Annotated in this window: 13 protein-coding genes; 6 read left to right on the top strand and 7 right to left on the bottom strand. The window is 66.5% G+C overall.

Going from position 1 to position 15,174, the window contains the following annotated elements:
• Window positions 1-1,940 (top strand): heavy metal translocating P-type ATPase (locus ACLQ62_RS12530; protein ID WP_411721970.1); only part of this gene is annotated, 1,940 nt, incomplete at its 5' end.
• A gap of 95 nt (window positions 1,941-2,035) precedes the next feature.
• Here the strand turns inward: ACLQ62_RS12530 and ACLQ62_RS12535 are convergent.
• The 3 genes from ACLQ62_RS12535 to ACLQ62_RS12545 form a co-directional block, all read right to left on the bottom strand.
• A complete protein-coding gene (locus ACLQ62_RS12535) occupies window positions 2,036-2,932 on the bottom strand; it encodes an EamA family transporter (protein WP_411721971.1) in 897 nt (298 codons plus the stop codon).
• Window positions 2,933-3,077: 145 nt separating this feature from the next.
• Entirely contained in the window at window positions 3,078-3,287 is a 210-nt protein-coding gene (locus tag ACLQ62_RS12540) for a CDGSH iron-sulfur domain-containing protein (RefSeq protein WP_411721972.1), read from the bottom strand.
• 14 nt (window positions 3,288-3,301) lie between these two features.
• Complete coding sequence (locus ACLQ62_RS12545; protein ID WP_411721973.1) at window positions 3,302-4,420, bottom strand: iron-containing redox enzyme family protein; 1,119 nt, start codon at window positions 4,418-4,420, stop codon at window positions 3,302-3,304.
• Between the two features lie 586 nt (window positions 4,421-5,006).
• Between ACLQ62_RS12545 and ACLQ62_RS12550 the strand changes: the two genes are divergently transcribed.
• The 3 genes from ACLQ62_RS12550 to betT all read left to right on the top strand — a co-directional run bounded on the left by ACLQ62_RS12550 (window position 5,007) and on the right by betT (window position 9,021).
• Window positions 5,007-5,486 carry a transporter substrate-binding domain-containing protein gene (locus ACLQ62_RS12550; protein WP_411721974.1) on the top strand — a complete coding sequence of 160 codons (480 nt, stop codon included), beginning with the start codon at window positions 5,007-5,009 and terminating at the stop codon, window positions 5,484-5,486.
• On the top strand, window positions 5,483-6,487 hold the full coding sequence (locus ACLQ62_RS12555; RefSeq protein WP_411721975.1) for a cation diffusion facilitator family transporter: 1,005 nt from the start codon (window positions 5,483-5,485) through the stop codon (window positions 6,485-6,487). The genes ACLQ62_RS12550 and ACLQ62_RS12555 overlap by 4 nt, the downstream gene beginning before the upstream one ends.
• A gap of 254 nt (window positions 6,488-6,741) precedes the next feature.
• Window positions 6,742-9,021, top strand: a complete 2,280-nt coding sequence (betT, locus tag ACLQ62_RS12560) for a choline BCCT transporter BetT (protein ID WP_411721976.1) — start codon at window positions 6,742-6,744, stop codon at window positions 9,019-9,021.
• A gap of 58 nt (window positions 9,022-9,079) precedes the next feature.
• Here betT and ACLQ62_RS12565 read toward each other — a convergent pair whose 3' ends face one another.
• The 3 genes from ACLQ62_RS12565 to ACLQ62_RS12575 form a co-directional block, all read right to left on the bottom strand.
• Window positions 9,080-9,376: an ATP-dependent DNA ligase gene (locus ACLQ62_RS12565; RefSeq protein ID WP_411721977.1), complete on the bottom strand. Its 297-nt coding sequence runs from the start codon at window positions 9,374-9,376 to the stop codon at window positions 9,080-9,082.
• A gap of 152 nt (window positions 9,377-9,528) precedes the next feature.
• Window positions 9,529-10,968, bottom strand: a complete 1,440-nt coding sequence (locus ACLQ62_RS12570) for a diguanylate cyclase (RefSeq protein WP_411721978.1) — start codon at window positions 10,966-10,968, stop codon at window positions 9,529-9,531.
• Window positions 10,952-11,764, bottom strand: coding sequence for an alpha/beta fold hydrolase (locus ACLQ62_RS12575; RefSeq protein WP_411721979.1), 813 nt, complete (start codon window positions 11,762-11,764; stop codon window positions 10,952-10,954). The genes ACLQ62_RS12570 and ACLQ62_RS12575 overlap by 17 nt, the downstream gene beginning before the upstream one ends.
• 301 nt (window positions 11,765-12,065) lie before the next feature.
• Between ACLQ62_RS12575 and ACLQ62_RS12580 the strand changes: the two genes are divergently transcribed.
• Window positions 12,066-12,821: an EAL domain-containing protein gene (locus tag ACLQ62_RS12580; RefSeq protein ID WP_411721980.1), complete on the top strand. Its 756-nt coding sequence runs from the start codon at window positions 12,066-12,068 to the stop codon at window positions 12,819-12,821.
• Window positions 12,822-12,848: 27 nt separating this feature from the next.
• On the opposite strand, the gene ACLQ62_RS12585 is transcribed toward ACLQ62_RS12580, so the two are convergent.
• Window positions 12,849-13,118, bottom strand: coding sequence for a hypothetical protein (locus tag ACLQ62_RS12585; protein WP_411721981.1), 270 nt, complete (start codon window positions 13,116-13,118; stop codon window positions 12,849-12,851).
• 283 nt (window positions 13,119-13,401) lie between these two features.
• On the opposite strand from ACLQ62_RS12585, the gene ACLQ62_RS12590 reads away from it, so the two are divergent.
• Window positions 13,402-15,138, top strand: a complete 1,737-nt coding sequence (locus ACLQ62_RS12590; RefSeq protein WP_411721982.1) for a DUF4012 domain-containing protein — start codon at window positions 13,402-13,404, stop codon at window positions 15,136-15,138.
• The last annotated feature ends 36 nt before the right edge of the window (window positions 15,139-15,174 follow it).

A 15,174-nucleotide genomic window follows, 5' to 3' on the forward strand; every position in this document is an offset into this window, starting at 1 on the left:
TCGCTCACCTGCTCGGCTACCACCTGCCCGAGTTTCCCGGTTCCATCTGGATCGCACCCGTGCTCGGCACGGTCATCTTCTTCTACGGCGGCCTGCCCTTCTTGCAGGGTGCCGTGCGCGAAATCAAGTCCCGTCAGCCCGGCATGATGACCCTCATCGCTATGGCCATCACGGTGGCCTTCGTCGCGTCGTGGGCCACGAGTCTCAAGCCGATTCTCGGCTTCGGGCTCGACCTCGCCTTCTGGTGGGAGCTCGCGCTGCTCATCGTGATCATGCTGCTCGGGCACTGGATCGAGATGAAGTCGCTCGCGCAGACCTCATCGGCGCTCGACTCGCTCGCGGCCCTCATCCCGGACGAAGCCGAACGCGTCGAGGGAGACACCGTGGTGTCCGTGCCGCCGTCCGCCCTCGAGGTCGGCGACCTGGTCATCGTGCGCCCAGGCGGGCGGATCCCCGCCGACGGGCAGATCGCCGAGGGCAGTGCTGACATCGACGAGGCCATGGTCACCGGCGAGTCGATGCCCGTCCGCCGTGAACCCGGCGACCCTGTCATTGCCGGTACCGTCGCCACCGACAGCGGGCTGCGCATTCGGGTGACAGCGGTGGGGGAGCAGACGGCGCTCGCCGGCATCCGTCGTCTGGTGGCAGACGCGCAGAACTCGTCCTCACGGGCGCAACGGCTCGCCGACACCGCCGCCGGCTGGCTGTTCTGGTTCGCCCTCGGTGTCGCGGCGGTCACCGCCGTCGTCTGGACGCTGCTCGGGATGCCGGACGACGCCGTCATCCGGACGATTACCGTTCTCGTCATCGCCTGCCCGCACGCGCTCGGACTCGCCATCCCACTGGTCGTCTCGATCGCGACCGAACGCGCTGCCCGCGGCGGTGTGCTGGTGAAGGACCGGCTCGCGCTCGAGAGCATGCGCACCGTCGACACCGTGCTGTTCGACAAGACCGGCACGCTGACCCGCGGCGAGCCCGTCGTGTCCGCGGTGCTGCCCGCCGACGGCTGGACCACCGAGCGGGTGCTCGCGCTCGCCGCCGCTGCCGAATCGGACAGTGAGCATCCCCTGGCGCGGGCGATCGTGCGCGCCGCCACGTCGCTGGAGCTCTCGCCCGCGACCGACTTCCGGTCGTCGCCGGCCGAGGGGGTCTCCGCCACGGTGGGCGGAGCATCCGTCGCGGTGGGTGGTCCCTACCTTCTCGAGAGGCACGGCTTGTCGCCGCTGCCCGCCGCTTCGGCCTGGGACGGCTCCGGTTCGACGGTCCTGCACGTTCTGGTCGACGGACGGGTCGCCGGTGCGCTGTCCCTCGCCGATGAGGTGCGGCCGGAATCGTTCGACGCGGTGCGCGCGCTGCATGCCCGCGGCATCCAGGTCGTGATGATCACGGGCGACGCGCTGCCGGTGGCGCAGTCGGTGGCGGATGCCATCGGCATCGACCGCGTGTTCGCGGGCGTCCGCCCCGAGGACAAGTCCGCACGTGTCGCGCTGCTGCAGTCGGAGGGCCGACGGGTCGCGATGGTCGGCGACGGGGTGAACGATGCTCCAGCGCTGGCACAGGCCGATGTCGGGCTCGCGATCGGCGCCGGAACCGATGTCGCCATCGCGTCGGCGGGCGTCATCCTCGCCAGCGACGACCCGCGCTCGGTGCTGTCGGTGATCGAACTGTCGCGGGCCAGCTACCGCAAGATGAAGCAGAACCTGTGGTGGGCGGCCGGCTACAACCTGCTGTCGGTGCCGCTCGCCGCCGGAGTGCTTGCCCCGGTCGGCTTCGTGCTGCCGATGGCGGTGGGTGCACTGCTGATGTCGCTGTCGACGATCATCGTGGCGCTGAACGCTCAGCTGTTGCGGCGGCTCGACCTGCGGCCCGGTGCCGTGGTGGGTGCAGAGGGTGCGGGTGCGCGGAGTGCGGACACTCGCGCCTCCGTGCCGACGGCCTGACCGGCAGGAGATCGCACGATTATCAGGATGCTTTCGCTAGTTTCGTCCTGCAAAGCGTGCGATCTCCTGCACAACGTGCGAAGCGGCATCCGTTCTCAGAGGACAGGCTCCGCGAGTCCCGCCTGCTTTTTCCGGTGGAGGGATGCCGACCGTACGGCCCCGGCGCTCGCCGCGACGACGAGCAGGATGGCGACGCCGCTCACGAGGGTGAGTTCCTGGCCCAGCACGAGGGCACCCGCGACGGCGGCGATCGCCGGTGCGAGGCTCATCAGGATCGAGAACGAGGCGGGCGCGAGCCGGCGCAGCGCGAGAAGCTCGAGAGCGTACGGGATCGCGGACGACAGCATCGCCACAGCGAGGCCGAGCAGCAGCACAGCCGGGGAGAAGAACGCAGGTCCGGCCGTTCCCAGACCGAACGGGAGGGTGACGACCGCTCCGATGGCCATGGCGATGGCGAGTCCGTCGAGCTTCGGGAAGGTCGACCCGGTGCGCGCCGACATGAGAATGTAGGCCGCCCACATCACGCCCGCCCCGGCGGCGAATGCGACACCGACCGGGTCGAGTTCTTCGAGCCCGCCCCTGCTGAGCAGGGCGACGCCGACGAACGCGAGTACCGCCCAGAGCCAACTCGCGGCGCGCCGGCTCACGATCACCGAGAGCAGCAGCGGACCGAGCACCTCGATCGTCACCGCTGGGCCGAGCGGCAGGCGGGCGAGCGCCTCGTAGAAGAGCACGTTCATGGCGGCGAGGGCGAGCCCGAAGACCGTGACAATGAGCCAGTCCCGTCCGGAGTATCCGCGAAACGTCGGCCGGCAGACCAGCAACAGAACGATCGCCGAGAAGACCAGGCGCAGCGTCACCATTCCCAGCGCGCCGACCGTCGGAAAGAGCAGCACGGCGAACGACGCCCCGAGTTCCTGGCAGAACAGTCCGGCGAGCACGAGCCCGGCTGCTCCCAGGGGTGCGCGGGATGCCGGTCGGGTCGAAGTCACACGCTCCAGCGTAGAGGGCGGGCCTTGTCCCGTGCCGACCGGCATCCGGAGCGCCGACGCCGATTCAGGAGATCACACGATTTGCAGGACCGTTTTCGAGGATCGGTCCTGCGAACCGTACGATCTCCTGCAAACCGTGCGCTGCTCACGCGTCGGTGGTGAACCCGATCGCCTTGTGCGTTCCGTCGCAGAACGGTTTGATCGCTGACACTCCGCAGCGGCACAGCGCAATGGTTCTGCGCTTGCGCTCGATCGGGTCGCCCTCGGGGGTCACCAGGTCGAGTTCCCCGCGCACGAGCAGGGGGCCGTTCGGGCACGCGACGATCTGCGGCGCCGCCCGGTTGAGGTCACTCATGTCTGCCTCCACGGTCACAACCCCTGTCCGGATGCTCCGGCACTCCCAGGCGAGGACGTCCCGGCATCAGCAGATGCGGATGCCAGCGGTACGCGCAGCGCGGACCGCCCCGCGGTCCACGCATCGAGGATGTGCGCTCCGGCCCAGCCGTCGACGGTCAGGCACGCTGCCGCCCCGAACAGAATGTCGGGGAGGAGCGCCGGTTCGTCCTCGGCGAGCGACCCGGCGAGATCCCGTCCCGCAATCTGTTCGTTGACGGCATCCGCTTCGACGTGCTCGTCGAAGTACCAGGTCACGTCCTCGCCGAAACCGTTGCGGCGGAACCCGCGCGCATAAAGGCCGTTGGGGATCGACGACGTCATCTCGAACGCCGCCAGGTGCCCGGCGATCGCCCCGCGCAAGCGCCGGTTGAGCCCGAACATCGACATCATGTTGAGGGAGGCGAGGGTCACCGCCGGAACGTGGTCGACGTACCTTCCATAGCGGTCGTCGAGGCCGAGCCCCCGCATCGTGCCCGCGAAGATGGCTGCATGCATCCGCTCGGGTCGCCCGCCGCCGTACTCGTCCGACTGGATCTCGACCATCGCAGCCTTCGCCCGCCCGGACAGCCGCGGAATCGCCCAGGAATGCGGGTCCGCCTCCTTGAGCGTGTAGATGGACCGGTGCACCAGGAATTCGGCGAGCTGCTCACGGGTCGCTTTCGCGGCCACGTAGCGTGACAGGCTCGGCCCGGAGTCCTCGCCGGTGAGTGCGAACAGGGCGGCGGCGACAGCGGCGCTCGTCGGCTCAGGCAGCTCGGGCACGGGCACGACGCGGCGCAGTTCCGCTTCGAATGCCGACTCGAGGTGGCGGCGCAGCGCGATGAGCGACGGATGCCACTCCCACGCGTCATCCGTCTCGATCACTGAGCCGTAGTGCAGGCCGTACAGCACGAACAAGGTGAGCTGGATGTCGTCGTCGTGCACGATCTCCGTCGACCGCTCGAGCGCCTCGCCGGCGCGCGTCAGCAGGTCCGGATCGCCGTCGGGCGCAGCGCTCAGCAGCTCGAGAAGACGGGTGCTCAGCGGACCGCGAGCCGCAAACGAAGGGTTGGGGAAGGTGCTCTGGTCGATCAGGGTCTGGGAAAGTGCCATTGTTCAACCATCCTGCGGCGGCGAAGGCCCGGTCAAGGCCTTGCCACCCGCCCCCTTTGCTGCTCCGGCGCCCGCTAGGATGCGCTGCGTCGGGCGGGCCGCCGCGTCGCGGGCGGGCGGGTGTCGCGGGTCGCGCGGGCTGGCGTGGCTGGCGGGTGTCGCGCGTCGCGCGGGCTGGCGTGGCGGGCGGGCGGATGTCGCGGGTCGCGCGGGCTGGCGGGCGGATGTCGCGCGGACCAATTGGGCCGGCGCGGGTGCGGAAACACCAGCGCGACGCAGAAAGACCAGCGCGAACGTCGTATCCGCCGTCAACGGGCGATGGGGGTCGGCGAACGGTGTTGGGTGGAGGCGGGCGGATGTCGCGGGTCGCGCGGGCTGGCGTGGCGGGCGGATGTCGCGCGGACCAATCGGGCTGGCGCGGGTGCGGAAACACCAGCGCGACGCAGAAGCACCCGCGCGAGCGCCCATCGGGTCGCAGCGCCCCGGTCTGAGCACCCCCGCGCCAGCGCGGAGCGGCATCCAAGCAGAGGAGGCGACGGCCCGCAAATCGAGCCCTGAATCGCCAGTTCGGCGCTATCGTGTGGCTATGAATCGCCCGATCCGACTCCGTTTCGCCGCGCTGCTGCTGGCGGTCAGCCTCTCGGGTTGTGCGTCGAGTATCCCGGCCGACCCGGAGGGAACCCTCGATCGGGTCAGCGGCGGAACCCTCCGGGTCGGTATTTTACCGAACGGCGAGTGGACCGACATCAGCGACGGCGGTGAGGCATCCGGCATCGACGTGACCCTGGTGGAGGGGTTCGCCGAGTCGATCGACGCCGAGGTGGCCTGGGTCGAGGGCGGGGAGGAGCAGCTGTTCACCCAGTTGCACGAGGGGGCGCTCGACATGGTGGTCGGCGGTCTCACCGACAAGACGCCGTGGGTCAACAAAGGCGCCATCACCAAACCGTTCACCGAAGTGACCACGAGTAAGGGAATGGAGAAACACGTCATGGCTACCGCGATGGGGGAGAACGCGTTCCTGCTCGAACTGGAGCGGTTCCTGCTCAACCAGGACGGCGCACCGTGAACGGCAACCGTGCGGGCGACGGCGCCGGATTCGGCGAGACCGAACTCCCCCCACAGCAGCAGGAGACCCTGAAGAAAGCGGTCCGGCTGGAGTGGATCACCATCGGATTCCTCGCCGTCACCGTCTCCCTGGTCTTCCTCGTGATGGGCAACTCGCAGGCGATGAAGGCCGCCTGGATCGAGGACCTCCTCTCCTTCATCCCGGCGATCGTGTTCCTCGCCGCGCTCCGGATCGCGCGGAAGAAACCCAACGCGAAGCATCCGTACGGCTACCACCGTTCGGTTGGCGTCGGCCACCTCGTCGCCGCTGTGGCCCTCGTGACGATGGGCACCTTCCTCCTCATCGACTCGGCATCGGGGCTGATCGCCGCGGAACACCCGAGCATCGGCTCAGTCGAGCTTTTCGGCCAGGTGTTCTGGCTGGGCTGGCTGATGATGGGCGTGATGGCGCTCATCGCCCTGCCCCCGGTGTTCATCGGCCGGGCCAAGATGAGGCTGGCGCGCGAACTGCACGACAAAGTGCTGTACGCAGATGCCGACATGAACAAAGCCGACTGGATGACCGCCGTCGGCTCCATGGTCGGAGTCGGCGGCATCGGTCTCGGCCTGTGGTGGCTGGATGCGTCCGCCGCGCTGTTCATCGCGGGCAGCATCCTCTGGGACGGTCTGAAGAACATGCGGGCCGCCGTCGAAGATCTGATGGACACCCGCGCCATGACCTTCGACGACGCGAAGCCTCACCCGATCGTGCACCAGGTCGACGAGTACCTGCGTTCCCTTGATTGGGTTGCGGATGCCGGTTCACGCGCTCGCGATCAGGGTCACGTCTTCCACATCGAATCCTTCATTGTGCCGCGCTCCCGGCGCAAGGTGAGCCTCGCGGACCTCGAGGAAGCGCGGGAGGGATGCGTGGCGCTCGACTGGAAAGTCGAGGACATCGTGCTCATCCCGGTGACCGAGCTGCCCCGGGTTGTGCAGGAGTCGCAGCCGGCACGCGTCTAGTTCGCTGACGCACGCGCCGCACGCCCCGTGGCACCTCGAGCGCGTCGTCGGTGGGATGTTCGGACGAGGTGGTCGGCGTACCGCCCGCCCGCGATTAGAATTGGACTTTGAGCCCACGATCTACGACGGCGGCATGGTGCCGCAGATCGCATGCCGGGGCATCTCCGCATCGCCATTTCTCTCCCGCGTTGATCCATGCCCTGGCGCCATATCCCTAGGCAGGGCAGCGCGCTTTGCGAGGAAGAGGTGTACCGATGTCAACTGAGCAAACCAATGACGAGCGCGACGCATCCGCGCCCAAGAACTCGTCTGTGCCGAAGCCGATCCCGCCACTCGAGCGCAGCCGATTCGGCGGTTCGGAACGCAAGCAGGAGCGACCCATCGAGGGTGATGCGCCGGTGTCGCGCAGCGACCTCAGCAAGGGTCCGACGGAACTCCTCGAGACCAACACGACCCGGATCAACTGGACCGTGCTCGTGATCTCATCGGTGATCGTCCTCGCCTTCTCCGTCTGGACAATGCTCATGCCGGACGGCGCCCGCTCGACCATGCTTGCGGTCGTCAACTGGATCGCGACCAACCTCGGCTGGTACTACGTGCTCACGATGACCCTCGTGATCGGTTTCGTAATTTGGGTAGCCTTCTCCAAAGAGGGCAGCGTGCGCCTCGGCCCCGACCATTCGCGGCCGCAATACAAGCTCTTCACCTGGGTGTCGATGCTCTTCGCCGCCGGTGTCGGAATCGACATGCTGTTCTACTCGGTCACCGGCCCCGTCGTGCAGTACCTCAACCCGCCCTCCGGCGAGGGCGGAACGGCGGCGGCGAGGCAGGATGCCGTCGTCTGGACGATGTTCCACTACGGCATCGCCGGCTGGGCGATGTACGCGCTCCTCGGCATGGCTCTGGGGTATTTCGCCTACCGCTGGGGGATGCCGTTGTCGATCCGGGCCGCCCTCTACCCGCTGCTCGGCAAGCGCGTGAAGGGCCCGCTCGGCGACGGCATCAGCATCATCGCCCTCGTCGGCACCGTCTTCGGTGTTGCGACGTCGATGGGTATCGGCGTGGTCCTTCTGAACGTCGGCTTCTCGCTACTGTTCGGGCTGGAGCAGGGCATCGGGCTGCAGATCGCCCTCGTCGTCGTCGCCGCAGTCCTGACCATCGCGGCCACTACCTCGGGCGTCGACCGCGGCATCCGCTGGATTTCGGAGCTGAACCTGTGGAGCGCGGCGGCGATGATGGTGTACATCCTCGTCACCGGCCAGACCGGGTTCCTGCTCAACGCCCTCGTCGAGAACATCGGCCGGTTCATCGTCACCTTCCCTGAACGCACCCTGCAGACCTTCGCCTACGAGCCGGACGGCGCCGAGTGGATGGGCGGGTGGACCCTGTGCTTCTGGGCCTTCTGGCTGGCGTGGGGCCCCTTCGTCGGTGTGTTCCTCGCCCGGATCTCGCGCGGGCGCACGCTCCGCGAGTTCGTGATCGCTGCAATCACCGCACCGGTGCTGTGCGATTTCATCATCGTCTCGTTCTTCGGCAACTCCGCTCTGCACGAAGTGCTGCAGGGCAACACCGCATTCGCCGATCTAGCCGTCGAGAGCCCCGAGCAGGGCTGGTACGCCCTGCTTCAGATGTTCCCGCTCCCGATGTTCCTTGTAGGACTGGCGACGCTCTCCGGGCTGCTGTTCTACCTCACAAGCGCGAACTCTGGCGCGATGGTGATGTCGAACTTCTCGGCGTCGATCCCGGACCCGTCGCACGATGGGCCCAAGTGGTTGCGGATCTTCTGGGCACTGCTCACCGCGCTGCTCACCATCGCGATGCTGCTGGCGGGCGGCGTGACCACGATGGAGTACGCGACCCTGATCTTCGGGCTCCCGGTGACGATCATCGCCTACCTGGTCATGATCTCCTTCTACAAGGTGTTGCGCATGGAGCGGGCCGAGCGGGAGGGTCTGGTGCTTCGGCGACGTTCGGTTGCGCCCACCGGCGGTCACGTGCCCGAGCGGTCCTGGAAGCAGCGGCTCGAACGGATGCGCGCATTCCCGTCGCGCCGACAGGTCGCGCAGTTCCTCGACCGCACGGTGCGGCCGGCGCTCGACGACGTCGCAGCCGAGTTCCGGAACCAGGGCTACGAGGGTGAGCGGAGCTCATTCGCCGGCCCGACCGGCATCGAAGAACCGGTGCTGCGGGTGTCGCTGGACTCGTTCCGGCCCTTCCACTACCAGGTCGCACTCGTCGAGGCGCCGGTGCCGATGTTCACCGGCCGGATGTCGCGTGAGACGGACGTCTATTACCGGCTCGAGGTGTACACGCAGACCGGATCGGGCGGCTACGACCTGATGGGCCTCACGAAACAGCAGATCATCGACGACGTGCTCGACCGATACGAAGCCCACCTCGGGTTCCTGGCGTACTCGACGGAGAGCGATGTCGCATCAGTGCTCACGCCTCCGATGCCGCATCCGACGACCCCGCTGCCCGTGATCCCCACCGACGCGGACGACGTCAATAACCCTGAGGACAACCGCGACTGATCCGAGCACGCCCCGCGTCAGGCGACCAGCACGGGGTTTTTCCTTATCCCGAGCCGAGCTAGAGCGGCGAATCGGGTGCGAGTGGCGCAGCGGGCGGTTCGGGGAGGATCTCCAGCCCGCTCACCGAGTTCGATGACCGCACGAGCGCCTGGATCCAGCGCGAGTTGATCGGCGGCACCTTACCCCCGTAGTACTGGAAGGTGAGGGAGATGGCGTTGTGGATCCAGATCGTTGTGCGACCCAGGCCGTTGGCGTTCTCGTTCCAGGTGAAGGCGAACGGCTCTCCCCGGCGCAGCTTCGCCAGCATGACGACCTGCAGATGAGCGAGGATGCGATCGTCAATGCTCGCGGTCACTTTTGAGTCGTAAGTGAGCGTTCCCATTGGGTAGACCTCCACAATTCGGTTTCATGCCGCACAAGATATGGGCGGCCAGCATCAATTCTATCGTCGGCGATGAACCGTCATCGCGTCCCCGGGCGTCGAAAATGCTGGGTGCGGAGGAGAAGCTACACCGAGACGGTCGTGACGCGATCCTTGCCCGCGTTCTTCGAGGTGTACATCGCGGCATCCGCCAATTGAAGAACGTTGTCCGACGAGATCGCCGGGTTCGTCGTCGGCCCGAGCAGGGCGATGCCGACGCTCGCAGAGATGGGACACGACTCCGGAACCCCGGTCAGCGGCTCGCGGACGGCGACACGGATGCGATCGGCAATGGCTGTGGCGGCGGCCTCGTCGGTGTCGTCGCAGATGATGACGAACTCGTCTCCGCCGTAACGACCGATGGTGTCGGCCGCCCGAACGACGTCGCGCAGCCGTTCCGAAACCTGCTGGAGCACCGAATCACCGACGGCGTGCCCGCACTCGTCATTGACGACCTTGAAGCCGTCCAGGTCGAGGAAAAGAATCGCGACGGCGCGCTGCTTACGAATCACTGCCGCAAGAGTCTGGTCGAGGCGTTCCTCGAGCAGTTTGCGGTTGGCGAGGCCCGTGAGCTGGTCGTGCAGAGCGAGCTCCGCCAGCTGGTCCTGCAGCCGGATGCGGGCGAGCACGTGGGAGGACTGCCTCGCCAGCGTCTCGAAGAGTTCGATCGAGCCGTCGTCGAACGGACGCTGCCGTCCGAAGTGACAGACAACGACACCGGTCGGGACCCCTTTGTCCAGCAACGGCGTGGCGATGGCGGCCTCGAGTCGAGCCGAGCGCAGAATCTCACCCAGGCCGGGAACGAGTTCATCGGCCTCGTCGGGGTTCGAGATCGTGGCGGTTCGTCCGAGCCGGATGGCCTCCGTTCCGGGAGTCGCGGCGCCGAGCGTCACCAGCTCCTCCAGCGGGTTCGTGCCGGCGATGAGCTGGAGGTTGCCCTGTGCGTCCAGGAGCAGAACGGACGCGTGTGTCGCGGTGAAGGCATCCCGAACGGTAGCCACGAGTGCCTCGGTGAGCAGCTCTTCGGTGTCGGCGAGGGTGAACGCGCTCGACGCCTGCTGAAGCACGCGAACTCGTGACTCAGACGACTCAGCGGCTCGCCGAGCGGCCAGCAGGTCGCGTTCGTAGTCGCGACGGCCCGTCGAGTCGAACACCGCCATCCGGATCTCGGCGGGTTCGCCGTCGTCGCCCGGGATCACGACAGAGTTCACCAGGGTGGGAAGCGTCGTGCCGTCGGCAAGCTGGATGGAGAGGGCGACTTCATCCGCTCGACCCTGCAGCAGGAGCACCGGAACGTGACGCGTCTCATGGAACAGTCGGCTCCCTGTGGTCAGCAACTCGACCAGCGAACGGCCGATCAGCTCGCCAGCCGGACGCCCGGTCATCGTCGCGAAAGTGGCATTGGCGGCGCTGATCACCCACTCGGCCGACGTGACGACATAACCACACGGAGCATTCTGGAAGAGTTCTTCGAAGTTCGATTGAGACGACGGATGCTCCGTGCCTGCGTCAGCCGAGGTAGGCACGGATCTCGTCCCGTAACTCCTCGGGCGCGGAGAGGTTGGGGCAGTGGCCGGTGGCAGACATGACCACGAGCGAGCTGCCGGGAATTTCACTGTGCACGAACTCGCCGACGGGCAACGGTGCGATGATGTCCTCCTGGCACTGCAGGATCAACGTCGGCGTCGTGACATCCCGCAGGTCGCGGCGGTTGTCGGAGAGGAACGTCACACGAGCGAAATGCCCGGCGATCATCGGATCGATGCTGCAGAAGCTCTCGGTGAGGGACTCTCCGAGAGCCGGGGTCTGGCTGTGGCCCACGATCATGGGTGCGATCGTCGCGGACCAGCCGAGATAGTTGGCATCGAGCGCGTCGAGAAGCGAGTCGATGTCCTCCTGCTCATGACCGCCGATGTAGCCATCGGCGTTGATGTACCGCGGCGAAGGGCCGACGAGGATCAGCGCGCCGAATCGATCCGGTTTCCGCACGGCGGCGAGGACACCGATCATCGCGCTCACCGAGTGCCCGACGAAGACGGCGTCGTGCAGGTCGAGGTCGTCGAGGATGTCCAGCAGATCCTCGGCGTAGCCGTGGAGCGAATCGTATTTGCCCGCATCGTAGGCGCTGACGTCGGAGCCGCCGGCGCCGACCTGGTCGTACCGCACCACCCGGTAGTCCTGTTCGAAAAAGGGGGCGACAGCGCTCCACATCTCCTGGCTGCAACCGAAGCCATGGGCGAAAACCATCGGCCGCCCGGCAGGGTTGCCTGAGACGGTGACGTTGTTGCGCTGCTGAACCGGGCTGAGCTGGTCGGTGGGCATGGCACTCCTGATCGAGACGGTGAAGTGGAGAGGCAGCCGGATTCTGATCCTCGGTAAAACAACCAAAATCGTAGCCGAGCGTACCGGAGTCCCCAATTTACCCCGGGGGGTTCCCATCCGCCGCCAAATCGTGTACAAAGGCGGCCCGCATGCGCCGGCCCGATTATACGCACAAACGCGGCCGTCGCGGTCGGGTAGATTTCCGACCCGTTCCGAACAAGCATGAACCTATGTTCCGCTGCCGACGTCGCCCATCGTGCCCTGCAGTGCCGCAACGGATGCTCCGAAAGGGCAGGTTCACGTGAGCATCGCGAGTGAACTGCGCGGCGCCGTCGATCGGGCGGAGATCCAGGCCTGGTTCCAGCCGCAGGTCGACGTCGGGACCGGCCGGATCGCCGCGGTTGAGGCGCTGTCGCGGTGGCAGCATCCGACTCGGGGGCTGATTTCGCCGCTGGTCTTCATTCCCGAAGCGGAAGACACCGGCGCCATCCACGAGATCGGCGCCCTCATGCTGCGGGAGGGGTGCCGTCACGCCGCTCGCTGGCGGGATCAGGGTTTCCGTCTCGACGTCTCCGTGAACGTCTCAGCGGTTCAGCTCGCCAAGCCCGGCGTCTTCGCACAGCTGCACGACCTGCTGGACTCGTTCGCGCTGCCTGAGGGAACTCTCACCATCGAGATCACCGAATCCCAGCTCATCGCCGACCTGAGCGACGTGGCGAACCGGCTGGCGCGGCTCAAATCGTTCGGCCTGGGGATCTCGCTCGACGATTTCGGCACGGGCTATTCGTCGCTCAACCAGCTCCAGGATCTTCCCATTACCGAACTCAAGATCGACCGGTCGCTCATCCAGGAGCAATTCGTTGGGGGAGCGCTGATCGAGCTTGCCGTTGCCCTGTTGCAGGAGCGCGGAGTTCGCGTCGTGGCTGAGGGCGTGGAGACGGAGGAACAGCTCGAACGGGTTCGCGACATGCGGTGCGATCGGGCGCAGGGCTACCTGTTCGGTCGCCCGATGCCTGTCAACGACGTCGACACGTTGCTTTCCCGCGCGCTCACCTGAGACGTGTGAGGGCTCTCGGGGCGGGCGTTACAGGCCGAACGCCTCGTCCTCCAGTGCCGCGTTGACCGTGGTGCTCGCCTCTGCGCCGTTGTTCTCGCCGCCGACGTCGATCTGGCTCCAGACCACTGGCATCCCAGGGGAGAAAAGGATGTCGATGCCCGGGCCTCCACGCAGGGGCGGGATGTTCACATAGCCACCGCCGGCCTGAATCGCAGCAAGTATCTTGGAGCGCAGCTCAGTGACGGGGTGGGGGAGGAAGTAGTCCCGGCCATCGACGGTCAACCTGTGTACGATCACTCGAATTATCCTGTCTGTGCGTGGCGCCGGCTGAGCGGCGCACAATCCACTACGTTACCGGCTTCGATCCGAAGTTCCTGACAATGGGGAGGGGCTTGCGGTTGGGCATTCCGGCCGGATCAGTTCTGCGAACGGCGGCCTGTTCGAGAGTAAACCGCCTGCGTACGCGTGGACCTGATACGCGGTCAACCCCCCGTTCGAGTGACGGGCGCTACGACTTCACCCCGTAGGCTGAACCTGAGTAATCGTCATATCCCTCTCTGGACTCGAAGCGGATTCTCGAATGACAACCCCACGCAGCTTTTCGAAGCGGAAAACAGCGAGCACCCCCCTTCTTCTTGCTCTTGTCGTGTTGATTTTCGGCATGGTCACGGTCAGCCTCTGGATCGGCATTCGGGGGGCGTCCGCGGCGAGTGAACTGTCCACGGCCCGCTCCTTCGCCTCGGCGCTCCGTACTGAGATGGTCGACGGGAACGTGCAGGACGCAACGACGACGCTCGGGCGCGCGGCAACGCACACGCAGGCAGCCGTGCTGCTCACGAGCGATCCCGTCTGGCGTGCGGTCGAACTCGTTCCTGTCGTCGGATCGAACCTCTCTGCCGTACGCGTGTCGGCTCAGGCCGTCGACGACCTGGTCACTGAAGTCGCAGCAACTCTTCTACCGCTCGCCGGTGAGCTCAATGCGAGTTCATTCGCTGGGACCTCCATCCCGCTCGAGCCGCTTCAGGAAATGGCTCCCGGCGCCACGAAGGCGCGGGACGCCGCTGAGGCGATCGCCGGCCGGGTGGCTGAGATCGAGACGGGTTCGACCTTGCCGTTCGTGCGTAAGGCGGTTACCGAATTGACTGACCTTGTCGGCGACGTGACCACGACAGTGCAGTCCATCCAGCGGGCGACGGCCCTGATGCCCGGCATGCTCGGCGCCGACGGGCAGCGGAACTACCTTGTCCTCTTCCAGAACAGCGCTGAGTTGCGTGCCTCAGGCGGTGTGTCAGGCGCCACCGCCGTGCTGGCGGCAAGCGGCGGAAACCTTGCTCTTGCCGCGCAGAAGTCAATCATGGACTATCCCGTGCTGCCGGAGCCGGCGTTGCCGCTGAGCCCAGTCGAGGTCGAGTTGTACAGCACGCTCCTCGCGCGCCAGATTCAGGATGTGAACCGCACCCCGGACTTCAGCCGCACCGGCGCCATCGCCAAGACGATGGCTGAACCGGTCGTTGGCATGCGGATTGACGGCGTCGTCACGATCGATCCGTACGTTCTTTCCTACGTCCTCACGGCCACGGGCCCGGTTCGGCTGGACAACGGCGCAATACTCTCCAGTGACAACGCCGTCCAGATGCTGCTCAGTGACATCTATGACACCGTGAAGCAGCCGGCCGACCAGGACCGGTTCTTCGCATCCGTTGCCCGAGCCGCCTTCACCGCCCTGAACTCAGACACAGTGAACCCCGCCCGACTGCTCTCGGCGATCGTGCGGGCAGGGGACGAGGGGCGCATCCGGATCTGGAGCGCGGACGGTGCCGAACAGAGCGCACTCGCGGAGACCACTCTGGCTGCCGTTCCCGACGAATCCGATCCGGTGCTCGGTGTCTACCTGAACGACGCAACCGGCGCCAAAATGAGCTTCTATCTTGACCGTTTCGTCACCGTTTCCTGTGAGAGAGTCGGGGTACAGCGGGTCACCGTCCAGCTCACGAATGAGGCGCCCGCAGATGCCGCGACGAGCCTTCCTGCTTTTGTTACTGGAGGGTCTCTGTTCGGCGTGCCCGCCGGTTCGATACGAACGCAAGTACTCATCGCCCTTCCGCCGGGCGCTCGGCTCATCACGCGTGACGGAGTGAGTTTGACGTCGGTGCAGGACGCGGCGGGACACGTCATCGTCTCCGGATTCGTCGACGTGAAGCCCGGTGAGTCCGGGCAAATAGCTGTCTCGTACTCGAACGCCGTTCCCTCCCGCGTGGACACGACTCCCGGACTCACGGTCAACAGCCTCGCCCGGGGAGAGGCGAGATGCTCCTGACCTGAGCTTTGTGCACCACCGTGGAGCGGTCTGGAC

The sequence above is a fragment of the Mycetocola sp. genome (genome assembly GCF_046716805.1).
GTDB lineage: Bacteria > Actinomycetota > Actinomycetes > Actinomycetales > Microbacteriaceae > Mycetocola_A.

What these genes read in the sequence shown, in the direction of transcription:
- ACLQ62_RS12540 (WP_411721972.1), bottom strand. Translation starts at nt 3,287, where the DNA reads ATGAGTGACCTCAACCGGGCGGCGCCGCAGATCGTCGCGTGCCCGAAC.
- ACLQ62_RS12545 (WP_411721973.1), bottom strand. Translation starts at nt 4,420, where the DNA reads ATGGCACTTTCCCAGACCCTGATCGACCAGAGCACCTTCCCCAACCCT.
- ACLQ62_RS12550 (WP_411721974.1), top strand. Translation starts at nt 5,007, where the DNA reads ATGAATCGCCCGATCCGACTCCGTTTCGCCGCGCTGCTGCTGGCGGTC.
- betT (WP_411721976.1), top strand. Translation starts at nt 6,742, where the DNA reads ATGTCAACTGAGCAAACCAATGACGAGCGCGACGCATCCGCGCCCAAG.
- ACLQ62_RS12575 (WP_411721979.1), bottom strand. Translation starts at nt 11,764, where the DNA reads ATGCCCACCGACCAGCTCAGCCCGGTTCAGCAGCGCAACAACGTCACC.
- ACLQ62_RS12590 (WP_411721982.1), top strand. Translation starts at nt 13,402, where the DNA reads ATGACAACCCCACGCAGCTTTTCGAAGCGGAAAACAGCGAGCACCCCC.